8 protein-coding genes, 1 tRNA gene and 1 pseudogene are annotated in these 17,664 nt (G+C 58.4%); 6 read left to right on the plus strand and 4 right to left on the minus strand.

Translation table 11 applies throughout. The features are described 5' to 3' along the window. Positions 1-547: pseudogene (locus AB5Y97_RS15710) on the plus strand (IS3-like element ISAeme20 family transposase); the annotation flags it as partial. Between the two features lie 213 nt (positions 548-760). On the opposite strand, the gene AB5Y97_RS15715 reads toward AB5Y97_RS15710, so the two are convergent. Together AB5Y97_RS15715 and AB5Y97_RS15720 are read right to left on the minus strand one after the other, a co-directional pair. After that, positions 761-1,483 carry an AAA family ATPase gene (locus AB5Y97_RS15715; protein WP_016350107.1) on the minus strand — a complete coding sequence of 241 codons (723 nt, stop codon included), beginning with the start codon at positions 1,481-1,483 and terminating at the stop codon, positions 761-763. 43 nt (positions 1,484-1,526) lie between these two features. Beyond that, positions 1,527-3,740 (minus strand): DNA-binding protein, encoded by a 2,214-nt coding sequence (locus AB5Y97_RS15720; protein WP_368158403.1) that lies wholly within the window; start codon positions 3,738-3,740, stop codon positions 1,527-1,529. A 432-nt stretch (positions 3,741-4,172) separates the two neighbouring features. Here AB5Y97_RS15720 and AB5Y97_RS15725 point away from each other — a divergent pair, with 432 nt between their 5' ends. From AB5Y97_RS15725 to fdhF, 4 genes are all read left to right on the plus strand, one after another. Next, positions 4,173-4,967 (plus strand): helix-turn-helix transcriptional regulator, encoded by a 795-nt coding sequence (locus tag AB5Y97_RS15725; RefSeq protein ID WP_368158405.1) that lies wholly within the window; start codon positions 4,173-4,175, stop codon positions 4,965-4,967. A gap of 366 nt (positions 4,968-5,333) precedes the next feature. Next, the gene (locus tag AB5Y97_RS15730; protein ID WP_368158408.1) at positions 5,334-9,578 is read left to right on the plus strand and encodes a transporter substrate-binding domain-containing protein; all 4,245 of its coding nucleotides are present in this window, start codon (positions 5,334-5,336) and stop codon (positions 9,576-9,578) included. Continuing rightward, positions 9,571-10,782 (plus strand): EAL domain-containing protein, encoded by a 1,212-nt coding sequence (locus tag AB5Y97_RS15735; RefSeq protein WP_005353540.1) that lies wholly within the window; start codon positions 9,571-9,573, stop codon positions 10,780-10,782. Before AB5Y97_RS15730 ends, AB5Y97_RS15735 begins: the two co-directional genes overlap by 8 nt. Before the next feature lie 502 nt (positions 10,783-11,284). Continuing rightward, positions 11,285-15,475 (plus strand): formate dehydrogenase subunit alpha, encoded by a 4,191-nt coding sequence (gene fdhF / locus AB5Y97_RS15740; RefSeq protein ID WP_368158411.1) that lies wholly within the window; start codon positions 11,285-11,287, stop codon positions 15,473-15,475. Between the two features lie 156 nt (positions 15,476-15,631). Here the strand turns inward: fdhF and AB5Y97_RS15745 are convergent. Together AB5Y97_RS15745 and AB5Y97_RS15750 are read right to left on the minus strand one after the other, a co-directional pair. Next, positions 15,632-15,707 (minus strand) — tRNA-Thr (locus tag AB5Y97_RS15745). Positions 15,708-15,796: 89 nt separating this feature from the next. Further along, on the minus strand, positions 15,797-16,537 hold the full coding sequence (locus AB5Y97_RS15750) for a phosphatase (RefSeq protein ID WP_201948295.1): 741 nt from the start codon (positions 16,535-16,537) through the stop codon (positions 15,797-15,799). Between the two features lie 469 nt (positions 16,538-17,006). On the opposite strand from AB5Y97_RS15750, the gene AB5Y97_RS15755 reads away from it, so the two are divergent. Then, entirely contained in the window at positions 17,007-17,660 is a 654-nt protein-coding gene (locus AB5Y97_RS15755; RefSeq protein ID WP_005334507.1) for a TetR/AcrR family transcriptional regulator, read from the plus strand. Positions 17,661-17,664: the final 4 nt, after the last annotated feature.

Below are 17,664 nucleotides of genomic sequence, written 5' to 3' on the forward strand. Positions count from 1 at the left end.
GCCCGTGGCGGAGAATCTCCTTGGTCAGGTCTTTGCGCCGACGAAGCCCAACGAAGTCTGGACCGGTGATATCACCTATATTGCCACCGACGAAGGCTGGCTTTATCTGGCTGGTCTCAAGGATGTGTTTACCTGTGAGATAGTGGGTTATGCGATGGGAGAGCGAATGACCACCGGGTTGGTCAGTCAGGCGCTGTTTCGGGCTGTGCAGCAGAAGAGGCCACCCGTTGGGCTTATTCATCACACAGACCGGGGCAGTCAGTACTGTGCCAAGGCTTACCGGGCTCTCCAGGTACAATTTGGCATGCAGACCTCCATGTCACGCAAGGGGAACTGCTTCGACAATGCCCCGATAGAAAGCTTCTGGGGGTCTCTTAAAAATGAACTGGTTCACCACCATAGATTCGAGACGAGAGCGGAGGCCAAGGCAGCGATTCAGGAATACATAGAGATTTTTTACAACCGCCAGCGTCGGCATTCACGACTTGGCAATGTCAGCCCGGCGGAGTTTAACAAGAGGTATTGGAGAACTGCTCAGGCTGCTTGATCCGGGACTGTCCGATCTTGTCAGGACACCTCAGTCAGCCCGGCGGAGTTTAACAAGAGGTATTGGAGAACTGCTCAGGCTGCTTGATCCGGGACTGTCCGATCTTGTCAGGACACCTCAATTCCAGGCGAACTCTGTTTTGGTTTCGTTTTTTGTCTGAACCACTGGTATCCCTCCCGTGCTCTTTGCTTTTATCGCAGTGCATTAACACCGCTAACGGCTACGGCGCACGTCATGCAGCAAGTCGCTGGCGTCTACATCTTCCAGACGGATGATGTGAGCGTCAGAAGCCATAGCCATCTTCTCGATCTTGTCGAGGGCTGAGACGATGGTACGAACCACCCCGTTGGAACGTTTGCGAATGAGATCCAGCAAGGCATCGTCAATTTCCACGTCCACCTCCAGCATTTCGCTGGCAATCAGGGACACGTCATCGAGATCGGCCGGTTTGAACTCAATCCATTGGGAGATACGGTTAAACAGCTGCTTGCGCTGGCTAATCCGGCGGGCAATCTCTTCCATCCCGACCAGGATCAGGGGTTGTTCGGTGGCATCGTAGATATCGCGCAGGGTCTCCATGATGCGGGCATTGCCGACCACGTAATCAGCCTCATCCACGAAGATGGCCAGCTCTTCGGCCCGCACGGCTTCGACAATGCTATCGACCTGGGCCCGCAGGTTGTGGCGCTGGGGGATGCCGATCTCTTTGGCTATCTGCTCCAGCAGGCTGGTGACGGTATCGGCCTTGTAGCAACGCACATAGATCCCGTTCACTTCGTCCTGGTTGAACAGCCACTCCACGGCAGTGGTCTTGCCAAAACCGGAGGGCCCATGGATCAAGCCAATGCCTGGCACGATGCTGGAGCGGTTGAGCAGGTTATCGAGCAATTGCTCGGTCTTGATCATGTTTTTGACTTCAACGATCTTGTGTTTCATAGTGTTTATGTCCTTTATCTATGGTTTAAACAGGGCTGCACGCTTAACCTTTTGCCTGGGCATTGCGTGTGGCCCTGATGCTTTCCAGATGCCTGCTAATCCGTTTTGCTGGCAACTTGTGGCTATACAGGTACTTGGTCAGCCACTCCTTCTCCCGCTCGGTCAGCGGGGTATCCAACTCCTTCTCTGCCAAGTAAATTGCCTGCTCATACTCGGTCTTGAGCGCTCTGGACTCTTGTCCTGCCGTTGCTTGCTGGCGGGCAGCTTTCTCTTCTCGCCTGGCCTCAATGGCGGCCAGCTCCGTGGCACTGAACCCGACCGGCACACTGGATGCCGCAACCCCTGTCAGGGCAGCCAGCGCCGGGTTGTCGAGGTTCAGATCCGAGCGCTTGAACTGGGCAACCTCCTTGGCCTGCTCGACAAAGTGATTGACCACATCCTGGTGCAACTGGTCGATGCCAAATGTCTTGGCCACGTTGCGCATCTCGCGGCGGAATCGGGCCAGTACCTTGGCATCCTCACGCTTGGCGGCACGGAATGCGTCTGGGCTGATGCCATTGCCGAGCAGATCGGTATTGATGGCCTCCACTCGGTCTCCCCAGTCTCCGGTGCGGTACAAGGTGGCGCGGCCCACATCGTTAGGATCGAGAAAGACGCTGACCCGCTGGCTCTTCCAGGTGTGCTCCAACAGCTCCGGGGCGCTATATTTCAGGCCACCGGCCTTGATAAAGCCTTTGGAAACGGTCGCCTCACCGATATGGTTGAGCAGCAGATCCAACGAAGACTCATCGGTGATGGCGCGGCGCTGATAACGGGCACTCTGGTACTTCTCGTTTGGGGTCATCCCCAGTGAGCTGTGCTTTTTGTTGTGGTAGCGGGCATCCAGCCAGTTATCGAGCAGGGTCTGCAGCTCTTGTGCTGTCATCGCCAACTCAAAAATCTCTTTTTCCGCATCCGGTTTGCGCTTCTCTTCCAACCGCAGGGCAAAGCTCTTGCGGGCTTCAATCACCTGTCTGTCAGCCACGCAGTGGCCTATATAGGAGGGCAACAACTCGATCAGGCCGTGGCTCAGGGTGCGGAAAAATCGCTCGATAAAGGGCTTTTCCCAACCCGAATAGGCATTGGATCGGCTGACATTGATATCCAGCAGGGTGCAGATCGACATGACGCGCTGACTCACGTAGTCAGAGCCGTTATCGGTACGCATCACACCGTTGTCATTGAGGGTGCCCCAGGCCAACAGAGTCTTGCGCAGCAACAGGCAGATCCCCTCGCTGGAGGAGCTCTTGGCCACCAGCAAACGAACGCGGCGAGTAAACACGTCGATCACCGCGATAATGCTGTGACGGCCATCCACCAACATGGCATCGACCGGGGTGCTGTCGAACTCCCACACATCGTTCGGCTGACCCATCCAGGGATACATTTCCTCGATGGCTGTGCGGTATTTGTTGTTGTAGGCATCCGGGTTGGTGGCATAGGTAAAGGCCACTTTGTTTTCAGCCAACCACTTAACCATCCAGCGGCGCAGGGATGACTGGCTGGGGATATGCCATCCCAGCTTGTTCATCGCGCTGTACTCAGTGGCGAGCTCATGCAGAGCGCCCCACTTGTTGGCCAAGTGTGGCTTGGCAGTCACCAATGCGGTAAGGAACTGGGCCAGCTCAGGGCTTTGCTCAACGGTTGAGGGCCGTTCACGCTGATAATTGCCAGCCAGTGCGGCTGGGCCTTCATTGGTCAACGAGCTTTGCCAACGGCGCAGCGTGATCAGGCTAAACGGTTTTTGCCGCTCATAGACGCTGGCTGGCAACTGCAGGCTGCGGGTACGGTATGCCTCGATAAAAATCCGGCGTCCCACCTCTCCTTGCTGGCAGGCGTGATAGGGCGCCAGAAAGATATCGGCGGCCTGCAAAATCAGCAGTCTGGCATCTACTTTTTTGCGTGGGGCTTCGCTCAGGGTCAGCAGTTTGCGGCCAGCATCAGGCTTGGCCGGTCTCTCCCGCTCCAGTAACTTGGCCATCGCCTTGCCGCCAGCACTGTGATCGGTCACAGCCTGACCTTGCTGAGCCACAGCCTGCTCTGCCAAATGGCGGCGGGTTTCTGCTGGCAGTGAACTGATGTGGAACTCGCTGCCTTTACCTATTTCCCTTGGTCTGGATTTCCAATTCTCTTTGCTCGCCCGGATCCGAATTGCACGATCTGTTGCAGGCAGACCAGGTAAACCGGCCAGTTTAATCGAAGTAAACCACTCACTCATGGTCGTGCTCCTCACCTGACTCGGCCCCTTGCTGGTAACCAATGAACTGATACAGCTCTTTCATGATCTTGTCGGCAAGGGCTCCATCCCGTGGTAACCGGTTCGTGTCAGGCGCGTACATTTGAACATACAGCTGGACTGTTCGTGGGTTGTAATCACGAGACAGTGCCCATGCACGACAGCTAGAGCCTTTGGCCACTAGGTGTGCGTGTATGTGTTTCGCGCTTCGTATTTCCATCGGTTCATTCCGTGTTAATATCCGTTGGTTATTCGCATTGCGCAGGCATCACTTTTATACGCACTGCGAACATTTGTGATTATTGATCCGTTTCGTACGCACGTCAATCACTGGGAATGATAAGAATACATTTCCAATGCGTACAAATACACGCACAGTGGAATTCGATTCTAACTGTTTGATTTAAAAGGGATATGATGGAATCGGAAAACGAGAACCAGATCGGAAATACAGATCCGTTTCTTAGGAGTGGGATCGGATCCTTCCCTGAGCGTTTAACTGAGGTCATTGGTACCCAAAGCGTGCGCTCATTCGCAGAAGAGATCGGACTCTCAGAGGGGGCCGTACGCGCCTTTTTAAAAGGTCGTCTGCCCAGAGCTGATGACGCTCTCGCCATCGCACGGGCAAAAGGCGTTGATTTGGTTTGGTTACTGTCAGGTAGCTCAGCCGATGAGCCAGCATCAGCTAACCTATCGACTCACGCGCTCAACGAAGAATCAAAAAAACACCATAATATCAATGCGATATCAGATGCTTCCATTTGCTACAAATGGGAGGAGTTTGATGAAGAGTATGCCCTGATCGATGGCTACCACATATCAGTGAGTGCCGGGCATGGCGCGTTTAATGATGACCATAGCGTTAAACGCAGGCTGGCGTTCCGCCGTAAGTGGCTCAAATACCGGCAGTTGAATCCAGATAACCTGGTAGTGGTATTTGCCAAGGGGGATAGCATGGAGCCAACCATCCATTCTGGCGACTCTATCCTGGTGGATATCAGCCGCAACCAGATCCAGGATGGTGGCCTGTTCGTGCTGCGGTTAGGGGATGAACTCTACGCCAAGCGGCTGCAGAAGCGGGTTGATGGTGGAGTGAACATCATCAGCGACAATAAAACTGGATACGAAACACTAGCGGTTATGCCGAACGAGCTGGACTCGTTGAGCATCATTGGCAAGGTGGTTTGGCTCGGGCATGATTTTTTTTAACCCAATTTATCCTAACACCCGCCCCTGTCAGGATTTAATGACGTTGCATGCCAGCGGTTTAAGAATCCAAAGCAAAACCAGGCATCAAGTCTGGTTTTTCATTTTCAGCGCATGGACTAGCCGTTTGACCCGGTAGTTTTCATTTTGCAGTTAAACTCCCTGGTTTAACTGCATCGTGCCACAAGCCCCGCCACTCCTGAGTTTGTCCCACCATCTCCCACTTGTTTTCACCAGCTCCCGGTTTTTTCATTCTTGGTGATGGGTTACAACATCGGCATGTCGTGGCCCAATATTGAGTAAATTGAAGTTGGCCGCTGCATTTTAATGCACTTACAATATGCGCCCAATTCTGTTGGATTCCTTCTGATGCTCCGCCAATGTGATCGTCTATTCCTGTTTCTCCTGCTACTGCTCTGGGGCGTGGCGGCGCACGCCATTACCAGTCTGAATGAAGACGAGTTTGATCTGTCTGAGCACGCCTGGCTGTCATCACACCAGGAGCTAGTCATCGGCATGCCGATGATGGGTGACCCTCCATACAGCTATAAGGATGCAGATCAACGCTTTACCGGCCCAGTCCCCGATATTGCGCAGCAGATTGCCAGAACGCTCGGGTTGACCCTGCGCTACAAGGTTTACCCCTCCTACGTGGATGCGCTGTCCGGACTTGACCACGGCGCAATCGACATACTGGTGAACGACCAGCCAAGCGAACAATGGCGATCCAATATTGTCTCCCTCCCGTTTTTGCTCTCCATGCCGCGCGGCGTGCTGCTCAACAATGGCAAAACGAAGTTGTCACGACAGGATGCCCATGGTTTGCACTGGATCTGTGTCACGGGAGTCAATGCTTGCAGTGAATTGAAAAAACTGGGATTTCCCCGTGTGACCGAGGCCGAGAGTCGCAGCGAAGCGGCCTTTATGCTCAAAAAGCGCATGGCTGACGCCTATCTTGCTGACATGCCGTCACTGGTGATGGTGAAAGATCAGCACCCCAAGGCTGGCTTCACCATTGCCACTCCGGAATGGGTAAGCGGCACGTCTCTCTCCATCAATATGAACCAGAGCGACCCGGCACTGGTCAGCCTGGTGAGCAAGGCATTCAACGAGATACCGGTTGAAGATCGTCGTCACATGCTGGCAGCTACCACGACTAGCCAACATGCGGACTCAGGAGCGGTGAAGTCTGTGCAGTTTACCCCTGAGGAGCAGGAGTGGCTCAACCAGCATCCTGAGCTGACTTACGGCGTCTCTCCGGACTGGACCTCCATGAGCGAATTCAATTACCGGGGCAGGTTGGTCGGTTATGTGGCGGACCTGATGGCGCTGATGCAGCAAGTCTCCGGGCTGAAGTTCTCTCTGGTTCGCACCAATAGCTGGGGTGAAACCCAGAATATGCTGAAGCTGCGGCAGATCGATTTTATTCCGGCCATCTCCCCCAACCACGACCGCGGCCAGTTTGCGCTGTTCACCCCCGGCTATCTGTTTGTCGATCGGGTCGTTATTGCCCCCAAAGGCAGTACCGATATCACCGATCTCTCACTGCTGCGAGGGAAACGGGTCGGCATGGTGCATGGCTCGCTGGATAAAGATCTACTGACCCACATCGGCGCCCATCCGATAGAGGTCAACAATGACAACCGCTTGCTGGAGCTGCTGGACACGGGCGATGCCGACTACGTGATGGTCACCCTGCCATCCATCAACAAGCGGGTGAGCGAACGCTATCAGGTGGTCTATGCCGGCAAAGACTTGCGCCTGCCGGTCGCCATGGCTACGCGCAAAGATCCCATGCTGCAGCGGATCCTCACCAAGGTGCTCTATTCGATACCGCCGGAGGAGCTCAATAAAGTGGAGAGACGCTGGCTCTCCATGAGCGTGCAGACCGGCATCAATAGCGAAACCGTGCTGTTCTGGTTCGCAATGGGCGGCGCGGCAGCCACCCTGCTGTTTGCCCTGTTCTGGGCCTGGAACCGCACCCTGAAACGGGAGATCGTGCAGCGACAACGGGCCGAGAAGACACTCAATGAGCAGTTGGTGTTCGTCCAGACCCTGCTCGACTCCCTGCCCAATATGGTGGCATTGCGGGATCACGAGCATCGCCTGACCCTCTGCAACCGGGCATACCGCGAGCTGTTTATCGGTGACGGATCCGCAGGAGATGGCTGGGGTTATATGACCGAGGACGAGCGGCAACAGATGCTATGCGAGGAGCGTGCGGTCTGGGAAACCGGCGAGAGCTTCCAAGGATCGGGTTATACCCAGCGCGAGGGGGATATTCCCCTTCACGTGGTCTACGTCAAGTTGCCCTATCGCGCAGCAGACGGCGCGATTCAGGGGGTGCTGACGGTATTGACCGATGTCAGTGCCCTCAAGGCCGCCGAAAACAAGGTGCGGGAAGTGGAGGGCAGGCTGCGGGACATCACTGACAGCATGCCGGGTCTGGTCTATCAATATCTCTGGCAAGGGGCCGGCAAGGGGAAATTCCTCTATCTGTCCCAAGGAGCCAGCGACATTCTCGGGATGACCCACCAAGAGTTGATGGCAGCCGAGTCTGGCGGCGTGATCCTCGGCTTGAACGATGAGGCGTTGGCAACCTTTATCGATAAGGTGGCCAAACATGCGCAAACCCTTGAGCCGCTCGATATGGAGGTGCTGGTGCCCTCTGTTCAGGGGGAGCGCTATATCCAGATCCGCGGCAACTTTGTGGCGCAACAGGGCCATGATCGCCTGCTCAACGGCGTGGTGCAGGACATCACCGCCATCAAGCAACAGGAGCATGAGCTGCGTGAGGCGCGCGCCGCGGCCGAGCAGGCGATGCAGGCTCGCAGCCTTTTTCTGGCCACCATGAGCCATGAGCTGAGAACCCCCATCTCGGGCATGCACGGCATGCTGGAGCTGCTGCGCATGAGCGAGCTCAATGATGACCAGCGCTATCTGCTGCGCAATGTGGAGAGCTCGGCCAACCACCTGCTCTATCTGGTCAACGATATCCTCGACTTTTCCAAAATCGAGGCGGGTCAGCTGCACCTCAATCACCAATCCTGCCGTCTGCAACCTGTGGTGTGCGACGTGATCCGCGGCCATGCCGCACTGGCCTACAGCAAGGGGCTGAAGGTCACGCTCCAGTGGGAGGATCAACTCCCCGACCTGGCCGATATCGATCCGGTCAGAGTGGGCCAGGTGGTTTCCAATCTGCTCAACAATGCGGTGAAGTTCACCGAGCAGGGCGTCATTTCGATCCAGGTCAGCTGTCACGACCAGCAGCTGGTTATCGCGGTGACGGATACCGGCATCGGCATCGCCGAAGAGAAGCAAGCGCTGCTCTTTACCCCGTTCGAGCAGGTGGAATCCGATATCAATCGCCGCTTTGGCGGCACAGGTCTGGGCCTGGCCATCTGTGAGCAGTTGGTGAAGAAGATGGGCGGCAACCTGACAGTCAAGAGCCAGCTCGGTGAAGGGGCCTGTTTCCGCTTTAGCATCCCGCTGCTCAATGTCCTGTGGGAACCACCCGCACTGGCGGGCAGCGAATGGTGGTGGCTGGGTAGCGATGCCGCCTTGCAGACCACCATGGCACGGCTCGGCGCCCGGTTGATCCCCCTCGATATCCACCAGCTCACCGCCGATCTCGACGGTCTGCTGTTGGCGGAAGAGGCCGCGCTGGAGTCCAGCATGGGGAGCGATTGGCACACCTTGCTACAGTCCGGCACTCTCAAGGGGGTCATCCTCTCCCCCCGCGAAGCGTTGCGGGGGCGCATGGGCTCGGAGAACTGGTGGCGCCTCGGCCAATCCCCCCTCTATCCGGATCTTTTGCTCGAAAGCTGCCGCGAACTGATCACCGGGCGAGCCGTGACCACCCATGCCGCCAGCATCGAAAAACTGGGCGGGCGGGTGCTGGTCGCCGATGACCATCTGGTCAATCGCGCCCTGCTGACCCGTCAACTGGCGATTCTGGGAGTGGAGTGCGAGGTAGTGGAAGATGGCGAGAAGGCGTTGCGCGCCTGGCAAACCCGGAATTTCGCCCTGCTGATCACCGACTGCCACATGCCGCACATGGATGGCTACACCCTGACCCGCCGCCTGCGGGAACAAGGGGAGCATGCCCCCATCATCGGCGTCACCGCCGATACCTCGGAGGAGGCGGCAGCCAATATGACGGCAGCCGGCATGAACGGCATGCTGTGCAAACCCTATTCGCTGGAGTCACTGCGCCAGATGCTGCTGCGGTGGTTGCCCGCGACTACGATCACAGAGAGAGTGCCCGCACGACAGGCCATCAATCTCGACATGATCGGTCGCTGGCAAGATCTGTTTGGCGATGAAGGGATTGCCAAAAGCATGGCAAGGGAGTATCTGGCCTCCAACCGGAAAGATTGCCACGCTATGATGAGCGCGCTCTCCTCCGATGATAGCCAGGAGCTGGTGGAGATCGCCCACCGCATCAAAGGGGCAGCCAGAATGGTCGGGGAGCTCTCCCTGGCCGAGCAGGCGGCGCAACTGGAATCGGCGGCCCGCCTCAAACAGTTGAGCGAGCTCGCGCTGCTGACACAGAGAGTGGAAGAACAGATGAACAATATTGAACGTGAAATGGGATTGTGGCTCGATGAGTAGAACGGCAGACGAGTTGGTCATCATGGTGGTCGAGGATCACGGGTTTCAACGCAAGACCCTGATGCACCAGATCCGGGCGCTCGGTTATCAACAACTGCTGGAGGCCGCAGACGGCATCGAAGCCCTGGCGCTGTGCCAGAGCCACACTGTCGACATCCTGTTCTGCGATCTGCGGATGCCCGGCATGGATGGTATGGCGCTGCTACGCCGCCTCTCGCTGGGTGGCTTTCGGGGCGGCATCATCCTCTCCAGCGCGCTGGAAGATGACGTGGTGGAGGCTGTGCTGCGCATGAGCGCGGCCTATGGTCTCCATGTGCTGGGTCGCATCGAGAAACCTTCCAGCCCGCAGCGACTGCGCCAGCTGATTGACTCCTGGGCGCCCAAGTCGGCTCCCTCGGGCAAGGACGATGGCCTCGTCCTCTCGGTGGACGAGCTCAAACGCGCCCTCGACAACGACCAGTTGCTGCCCTGGTATCAACCCAAGGTCGGCTTTGCGTCCGGCCAGTGGGTGGGGATGGAGGCGCTGGCCCGCTGGCAGCATCCGGAATACGGACTGATCTCCCCCGGCATGTTTATCCCGCTGGCGGAAAACAACGGCCTTATCGACCAGCTGACCGATGTCATCATCAACAAGTCGCTGCAGGATTGCCATCTGTGGGGCCAGACCGGTCTCTCCCTCAATCTGTCGATGAACCTCTCCACCACCTCGCTGATTGAGGGAGACCTCTGCCACTTCCTGATCAACCAGTGCCAGCGCTGGGGCGTCAATCCCGAGCTGATCACCCTGGAGGTGACCGAAAGCTCGTTTGTCGAGGATATCGGCAAGGCACTGGAGGTGCTGACCCGGCTGAGGATGCACGGCTTTGGCCTCTCCATCGATGACTTCGGTACCGGCTACTCCTCGATGCAGCAGCTGGCGCTGCTGCCGTTTACCGAGCTCAAACTTGATCGATCTTTTGTCGATCGCTGCTATGCCGACCCCTCCCGTCTGGCCATCATAGAGTCGAGCATCGAGCTGGCACGCAAGCTGGGGCTGAAATCAGTCGCCGAAGGGGTGGAAGATGTGCAGACCTGGCAACTGCTGGCCAAGCTGGGGTGCGATATCTGTCAGGGCTTCTTTACCGCCCGCCCGATGCCGCGCAGCGAACTGCAGCACTGGCACCAGATCTGGCAAGCCCGGCTGCCCACCCTGATATCCGGCTGATCTCCTGCGACCAACCCTTTGGGCCAACAGTGCGCCGATCGGCAACGTGAATGGCCGCCTTGGAAAAGGTGGCCATTTTCTTTATCTAGGACTCGCCACTCACGCATGTCCGCCCCCTCTCCAGCAACCTTCTATCCAGCCGAGTGCCTTCAGCAAAGTCACCATTTATGCAAAATAAGTTGCATAACAAATGGTGCTACTGGCGGATCACACCTACCGCGAGCGAGAGCAGCCTCTCTTCCACCAGACGCATAAACTGACAATAAGACAATGAGTTTCCTGCTGTAACAGGAATGATTCTCAACGATGCGCCGAGCCGATGAGGTAGACAAGACAACCTGAAATCGTTTTCCCTTTTGAACAATAAGCTGTCTAAAATCAAATAAAGTTGTAAATAATCTTTGTTATGGTGAGCGTATAACAAGCGGCCTCCCTGTCGCTTCCCCTGCTGGCTCCGCCAGATGCAGCATTTTCTGCGCCTTGAAAGCGAGTTTATGACGCCATGATCACCATCACCCTCGATGGGGCTCAGTTGACGGTTGACCCGACCAGAACCCTGCTCCAGATAGCCAAACAACACCAGATCGACATCCCCTCCCTGTGCGGTGACAACACCAGCGGCCCCAAGACCCCCTGCGACCTCTGCGTGGTCGAGATTGCCGGGCTCGGCATCCGGCGCGCCTGCGAGACGCGCCCCGAGGCAGGGATGGTGATCACGACCCAAAGCGATGCCCTACGCGCCCACCGCCAGCAGGCGCTCGGCCGCATCCTTTCGGATCACTACGCCGATTGCGAAGCCCCCTGCCAACGCGCCTGTCCGGCCGGGGTGGACATTCAATCCTATCTGCACCACATCGCCATGGGGGATCACCAGGCTGCCATGGCCGTCATCAAGCAGACATTGCCGATGCCCCTCTCCATCGGCCGGGTCTGCCCTGCTTTCTGTGAGGCACAGTGCCGCCGCGCGCTGGTGGATGAACCGCTTGCCATTCGCCACCTCAAGCGCCACGCCGCCGATCTCGATCTGGCCGAGATTGCCCCTTATCAACCAGCCAAGAAGCCCGCCAAGGGCAAGCGGGTGGCCATTATCGGCAGCGGCCCGGGCGGCCTCACCTGCGGTTACTATCTGGGTTACGAGGGGTTCGAGGTCGATCTGTTCGAGGCGATGCCCGAAGCGGGTGGCTGGCTGCGCTACGGCATCCCCGAATACCGGCTGCCCAAGGCGATCCTCGATCAGGAGATCGCCCTGATGTGCCAGAGCGGCATGCGGATCCACACCCAGCAGCGACTGGGCCACCAGCTCACCCTCTCGGTGCTGTGCCGCGACTATGATGCGGTCTGTCTGGCGGTTGGCGCTTCCAAGGCGGTGCCGATGGATTACCCGGGCAGCACCCTGGCGGGTTGTTATCTCGGGGTCGATTACCTCAAGGATCAGATGCTCACCAAGCGGCTCACCACCGGCAAGAAGGTGGCGGTGATCGGTGGCGGCAACACAGCTATCGACTGCGCCCGCACGGCGGTCAGGCTGGGGGCTGAAACCACCCTTATCTATCGCCGCACCCGCGCCGAGATGCCCGCCGAAGCCTACGAGATCGACGAGGCGGAGCACGAAGGGGTGCGCTTTTTGATGCTCACCAATCCGGTAGAGAATCTGGCCGATGAGGCTGGTCGCGTCTGCCAGGTACGCCTCGAGAAGATGGCCCTCGGCGAGCCGGACGCCTCCGGTCGCCGCCGCCCGGAGCCCACCGGCGAGTTCTTCCTTGAAGAGTTTGATACCGTGATTGCGGCAGTGTCGCAGCAGCCGGACCTCAGCTTTATGGAAGGGGAATCCCTCACCCTCCCCTTCACCCGCTGGCAGACGCTGGAGTCCCATCCCGAGACCATGCACAGCGGCCACGGCAACCTGTTCGCCATCGGCGATCTGCGCCGCGGGCCCGCCACCGCCATTGAGGCGGTTGCCGATGGGCGGAAGGCGGCGCAGGCCATCGATCAGTTCCTCCACGGTGACATGATCGATCCGGTTCGTCCTTTCAACGCCTGCAAGGCCCCCAAACTCAAGCAGGTCGATCCCGCCCAGTTTGCTCACCTGAAAAAAGTCGCCCGCACCATCATGCCTCATTTGGCAGATAAAGATCGCGAGGGCAGCTTTGCCGAGGTGGAGCGCGGGCTGAGTGATGCCGATGCCCGCAGTGAAGCCAGCCGCTGCCTCGAGTGCGGCTGTCAGGCCAACACCGATTGCGCACTGCGCGACTACGCCACCGAATACAAGGTCGAACAGAGCGCTCTCGATACCAGCCAGTGCCAGAAGTTTGCAGTGGATAACAGCAGCGAATTTATCGTGTTCGATGCCAACCGCTGCATCGGCTGCGGCCAGTGCGTGCAGACCTGTGGCGAACAGGCGGTGCAGGGTGTGCTGCGCTTTGCCAAGAACAGCGATGGCACCCTCTCGAACCGCCCGCAGTTCGACAGCGGGCTGGCAATGGGCGACTCCCACTGCGTGCAGTGCGGCGCCTGCGTACAGGTCTGCCCCACCGGCGCCCTGGTGGATGCCCGCGACAAGTCGCAGGGGCGCACCGAACTGCTCACTCCGGTCAATACCATTTGCACCTACTGCGGGGTCGGCTGCGGCGTCACCCTCTATGTCGATGAGGCACGCAACCGCATCCGCTATGTGGAGGGGAACCGCAACTCGCCGGTCAATCAGGGGCTGCTCTGCGTCAAAGGGCGCTTCGGCTTTGACTTTATCCAGAGCGAGGAGCGCCTCACTACCCCGCTCATTCGCAAGGATGGCGAGCTGGTGCCCGCCAGCTGGCAAGAGGCCATTGAGCTGATTGCCGAACGCTTCACCGCCCTGCGCCAGCGCTATGGCAGCGATGTACTGGCGGGTTTCTCTTCGGCCAAAACCACCAACGAAGAGAACTACCTGTTCCAGAAGTTCATGCGCCGGGAGCTGGGCACCAACAACGTGGATCACTGCGCGCGGCTCTGCCACGCCTCCACCGTCACCGGGCTGGAGGCGTCACTCGGCAGCGGCGCCATGACCAACGACATCCCGAGCATCGACCACTCGGACCTCATCTTCATCATCGGCTCCGACACCTCGGCAGCCCACCCCATCATCGGCTCCCATATCAAGCGGGCAGTCACCACAGGCAAGGCGCGGCTGGTCGTGGCCGATCCGAAGCGGATCGAGATGGCCGACCATGCCAGCCTCTATCTGGCCCACCGTCCCGGCACCGACGTGATGCTGCTCAACGGCCTGATGCAGCAGATCATCCATAACGACTGGCACGACAAGGCCTATATCGCCGAGCGGGTGGAAGGGTTCGAAGCGCTGCAAGCAGAGGTGCTCTCCCCCGCCTATGCCCCGGACAGGGTGGCCCTCGTCACCGGCGTACCGGCCGAGCAGGTGATCGAGCTCGCGCGCCTTATCGGCACCGCCGAACGCACAGCTATCTACTACTCCATGGGGATCACCCAGCACACCACTGGCCACGACAACGTGCGCGCCATTGCCAACCTGCAATTGCTGTGCGGCAATATCGGCATCGAAGGGGGCGGCATCAACCCGCTGCGGGGCCAATCCAACGTGCAGGGCGCCTGTGACATGGGGGCGCTGCCCAACTGCCTGCCCGGCTATCAGAAGGTGGCCAACCCCGAAGTACATGCCCGCTTCGCCGCCGCCTGGCAGCAGCCAGACTTACCGCGCACACCGGGCCTTACCCTCACCGAGACCATCGATGCCGCCTGTGCGGGCAGCATCAAGGGGCTCTACGTGATGGGGGAGAACCCGGTGCTGAGCGATCCGGACCAGCATCACGTCATCGAGGGGCTCAAGCAGCTGGAGTTTCTGGTGGTGCAGGATATCTTCCTCTCGGAAACCGCCCAGCTGGCCGATGTGGTGCTCCCCTCCTGCTCCTTTGCCGAGAAGAGCGGCCACTTCACCAACACTGAGCGGCGGGTGCAACGTATCTCCCCCGCCCTCAAGGCGCCGGGTGAAGCGCGGGAGGATTGGTGGATCATCCAGCAGATTGCCAATGCAATGGGCGGCGACTGGCGCTATCAGAACGCCCAGGAGATCACCGCCGAGATCTGCCGGGTCACCCCGCAATACGCCGGCATCCAGTGGGACAAGGTGGGAGCGCAAGGGCTACAGTGGCCTTGCAACGATGCGGCGCCCGAAGGCACTCGCCTGCTCCACGGCAAGCAGTTCACCCGCGGCAAGGGGGAGATGGTCGCCACCCCGTTCCGCTATGCAGCCGAACTGCCCGACGAGACCTATCCCATCGTGCTCACTACCGGCCGCCTGCTGGAGCAGTTCCACACCGGCACCATGACCCGCAAGACCAAGGGGCTCGACAAGCTGGCTGGCCCGCGGGTGATGATGAGCGTGGCGGATGCGCAGCGGATGGGGATCAGCAACAGCGAGCCAGTGAAGGTCACCAGCCGCCGCGGCCATATCGAGCTGCCCGCCTTCGTGACCAAACGGATGCAACCGGGCGTGGTCTTTATCCCGTTCCACTTCGCCGAAGCCCCGGCCAACCGGCTCACCATCAATGCCACCGACCCCCACGCCAAGATCCCCGAGTTCAAGGTGGCAGCGGTGCGCATCGACAAGCTGGAATCCTCATCGCAAGCTGGAGAGCTATCCATGCAGAAGGAGCCAGCCAAGCTAGACATCGAGGTTGCCTGAGGGGAATAGCAAAACCTGCGTAGCCGCCTGCCGGGAGGGTTGGCCCGCTGCCCCTTCCCCTTTGGGTTGCGATAGCAAAAGAGGGGGATGAGAAGGGTCACCAGCCAGAAAGCACAAAGGGTTAGCTTCGATGAGAAGCTAACCCTTTGTTTTATATGGTGCCGATAAGGGGAATCGAACTCCTGACCTTCGCATTACGAATGCGCTGCTCTACCAACTGAGCTATACCGGCTTGTTGCTCTCCACATTCATAAAAAATGACCGGCAAGTCAATTGAGCCAGCTCGATTTTATGAGTTGGCTCATGGTGTTAGAGCACGATTTATAGATCGGAAAACTCGGGGATATGGGCCCGGCCGCGGCTTTCGAGGAAATCGAGCAGGACGCGGGGGGAGCGCACCAGGATCCGCTCTTGCGGGAAGCTGGCTTCGGTCACCAGACGGTGACAGTGGTCAAAATCACCAAGGGTAAATGCCACGTGGGAATCGGAGCCGAAGGTGAGGTAGGCCCCCAGATCTCGCGCGGCTTCGACTATGGCACGGCAGTTGCCTTCGCTCCCCGGGCGGGAATGAATGAAGGAGGAGTTGTTGATCTCCAGCGCTACCCGATAGTCAGCTGCCGCCTTGACCACCGCCTGAATGTCGATGGGAAATGAAGGGTTGCCCGGGTGGCTGATCATGTCGACCCTGCCACTCTTGATGGCGTTGATCATCGCCTGGGTATGGGTTGCCTGATCGCAGGGAGGGAATACCTGCTCATGAAAACCCGCCATGATCATGTCGAGGCGCGACTCATAGCGCTCGGGAAAATCGATCTCCCCGTCGAGGTTTTTGATGTTGGCCTCGATACCCCGCAGGATCCCTACCCCATCCACCACTCTTGGCAATATCGGCAAGTTGGCAAAGTGCCAGACATGAGGGGCATCGGCCATCTCGGGGCCATGATCCGTGGTGGCGAACAGCTTGATCCCCTTGGCCCTGGCTATCGGCAGATAGTCGTGGATGGTGCTGTAGGCGTGGGTGCTGGCAATGGTGTGAGTGTGGGTATCGACCGGGTACTTCATCTTCTCTCCCCTCATATTTTGAAAGGGCAGCATAGCAAAGAGCGACAGCTTGGGCCACGCCAGTGCTTGCCACACTTTGTCACAAAATACCGCGAAGCTGACATAGTCTGAGGGGCTCTGGCTGGCATACTGCCCCCGTCGATACATGCCTGAACTCGCATCGACAGTTTGCCGTCAGGATGACGCGAACTCACTTTCCCCACCGTCGCGCCCTGCGGCGGTTTTTTTTGCCTGCAAACCGCAAACCGGTAACAGACGCGCAAAAAAAGGCCCAACTAGCATGGTGCAGGTTGGGCGAGACTTAATGTTTAATTGCAGTGGCATTGATATAGAGTCTCCTGCTGTGGAGTTAGTTCCAATCTTTTTGCCCCTTTTAACAAAAAACATTCCGCTAACACTCATTCACATTCTCTTGACACTTCACGTTATGAAACGTACTTTTTAAACATTCGTTTAAGTGAGGTGTCCTGTGAGTAAAATCGATACCAAAAACCGTATTCTCGACGCCGCTGAAGTGCTGTTTGCCGAGCGGGGATTCGCCGATACCTCTTTGCGTCTGATCACCAGTGAGGCCGACGTCAATCTGGCGTCGGTGAACTATCACTTCGGCTCCAAGAAGGAGCTGATCCAGGCGGTGCTCGACCGCTATCTGAGCCTGTTCATGCCCGATCTGGATGCCCGCCTGCGGGTACTGATGGAGCAGGAGCAGCTGACCCTGCTGCAACTGTTTGAAAGTTTTGTCGAACCGCTGATGAAGCTATCGGCGGTGCGGGCCAACGGCCCAGCCATCTTCATGCAGCTGCTGGGGCGCGGCTATATCGACAGCCAGGGCCACCTGCGCCGCTTTATCACCGCCCACTATGGCCCCATTTTGCAGCGGATCACCCAGGCCATCTCCAAGGCCAATCCGGCCCTGTCGCCAGCGGATCTCTTCTGGCGCCTGCACTTCACCCTGGGCACCGTCGTATTCACCATGGCCTCCGCCGATGCGCTGCGCGACATCGCCCTGGCCGACTTTGGCCAGCAGCTCGATGTGGAAGGGCTGGTGCGCAACGTTATTCCTTATCTGGCGTCCGGAGTCGGGGCGCCCGTGGAGTCGACCAGGCTCTCCCTGGCCGTGTAACAAC

The organism is Aeromonas sp. R10-2 (genome assembly GCF_040908445.1).
Lineage (GTDB): Bacteria > Pseudomonadota > Gammaproteobacteria > Enterobacterales > Aeromonadaceae > Aeromonas > Aeromonas veronii.

Excerpts from the sequence above, each read along its gene's own strand:
- AB5Y97_RS15715 (WP_016350107.1), bottom strand. The coding sequence starts at position 1,483 with ATGAAACACAAGATCGTTGAAGTCAAAAACATGATCAAGACCGAGCAA.
- AB5Y97_RS15720 (WP_368158403.1), bottom strand. The coding sequence starts at position 3,740 with ATGAGTGAGTGGTTTACTTCGATTAAACTGGCCGGTTTACCTGGTCTG.
- AB5Y97_RS15725 (WP_368158405.1), top strand. The coding sequence starts at position 4,173 with ATGATGGAATCGGAAAACGAGAACCAGATCGGAAATACAGATCCGTTT.
- AB5Y97_RS15730 (WP_368158408.1), top strand. The coding sequence starts at position 5,334 with ATGCTCCGCCAATGTGATCGTCTATTCCTGTTTCTCCTGCTACTGCTC.
- AB5Y97_RS15735 (WP_005353540.1), top strand. The coding sequence starts at position 9,571 with ATGAGTAGAACGGCAGACGAGTTGGTCATCATGGTGGTCGAGGATCAC.
- fdhF (WP_368158411.1), top strand. The coding sequence starts at position 11,285 with ATGATCACCATCACCCTCGATGGGGCTCAGTTGACGGTTGACCCGACC.
- AB5Y97_RS15750 (WP_201948295.1), bottom strand. The coding sequence starts at position 16,537 with ATGAAGTACCCGGTCGATACCCACACTCACACCATTGCCAGCACCCAC.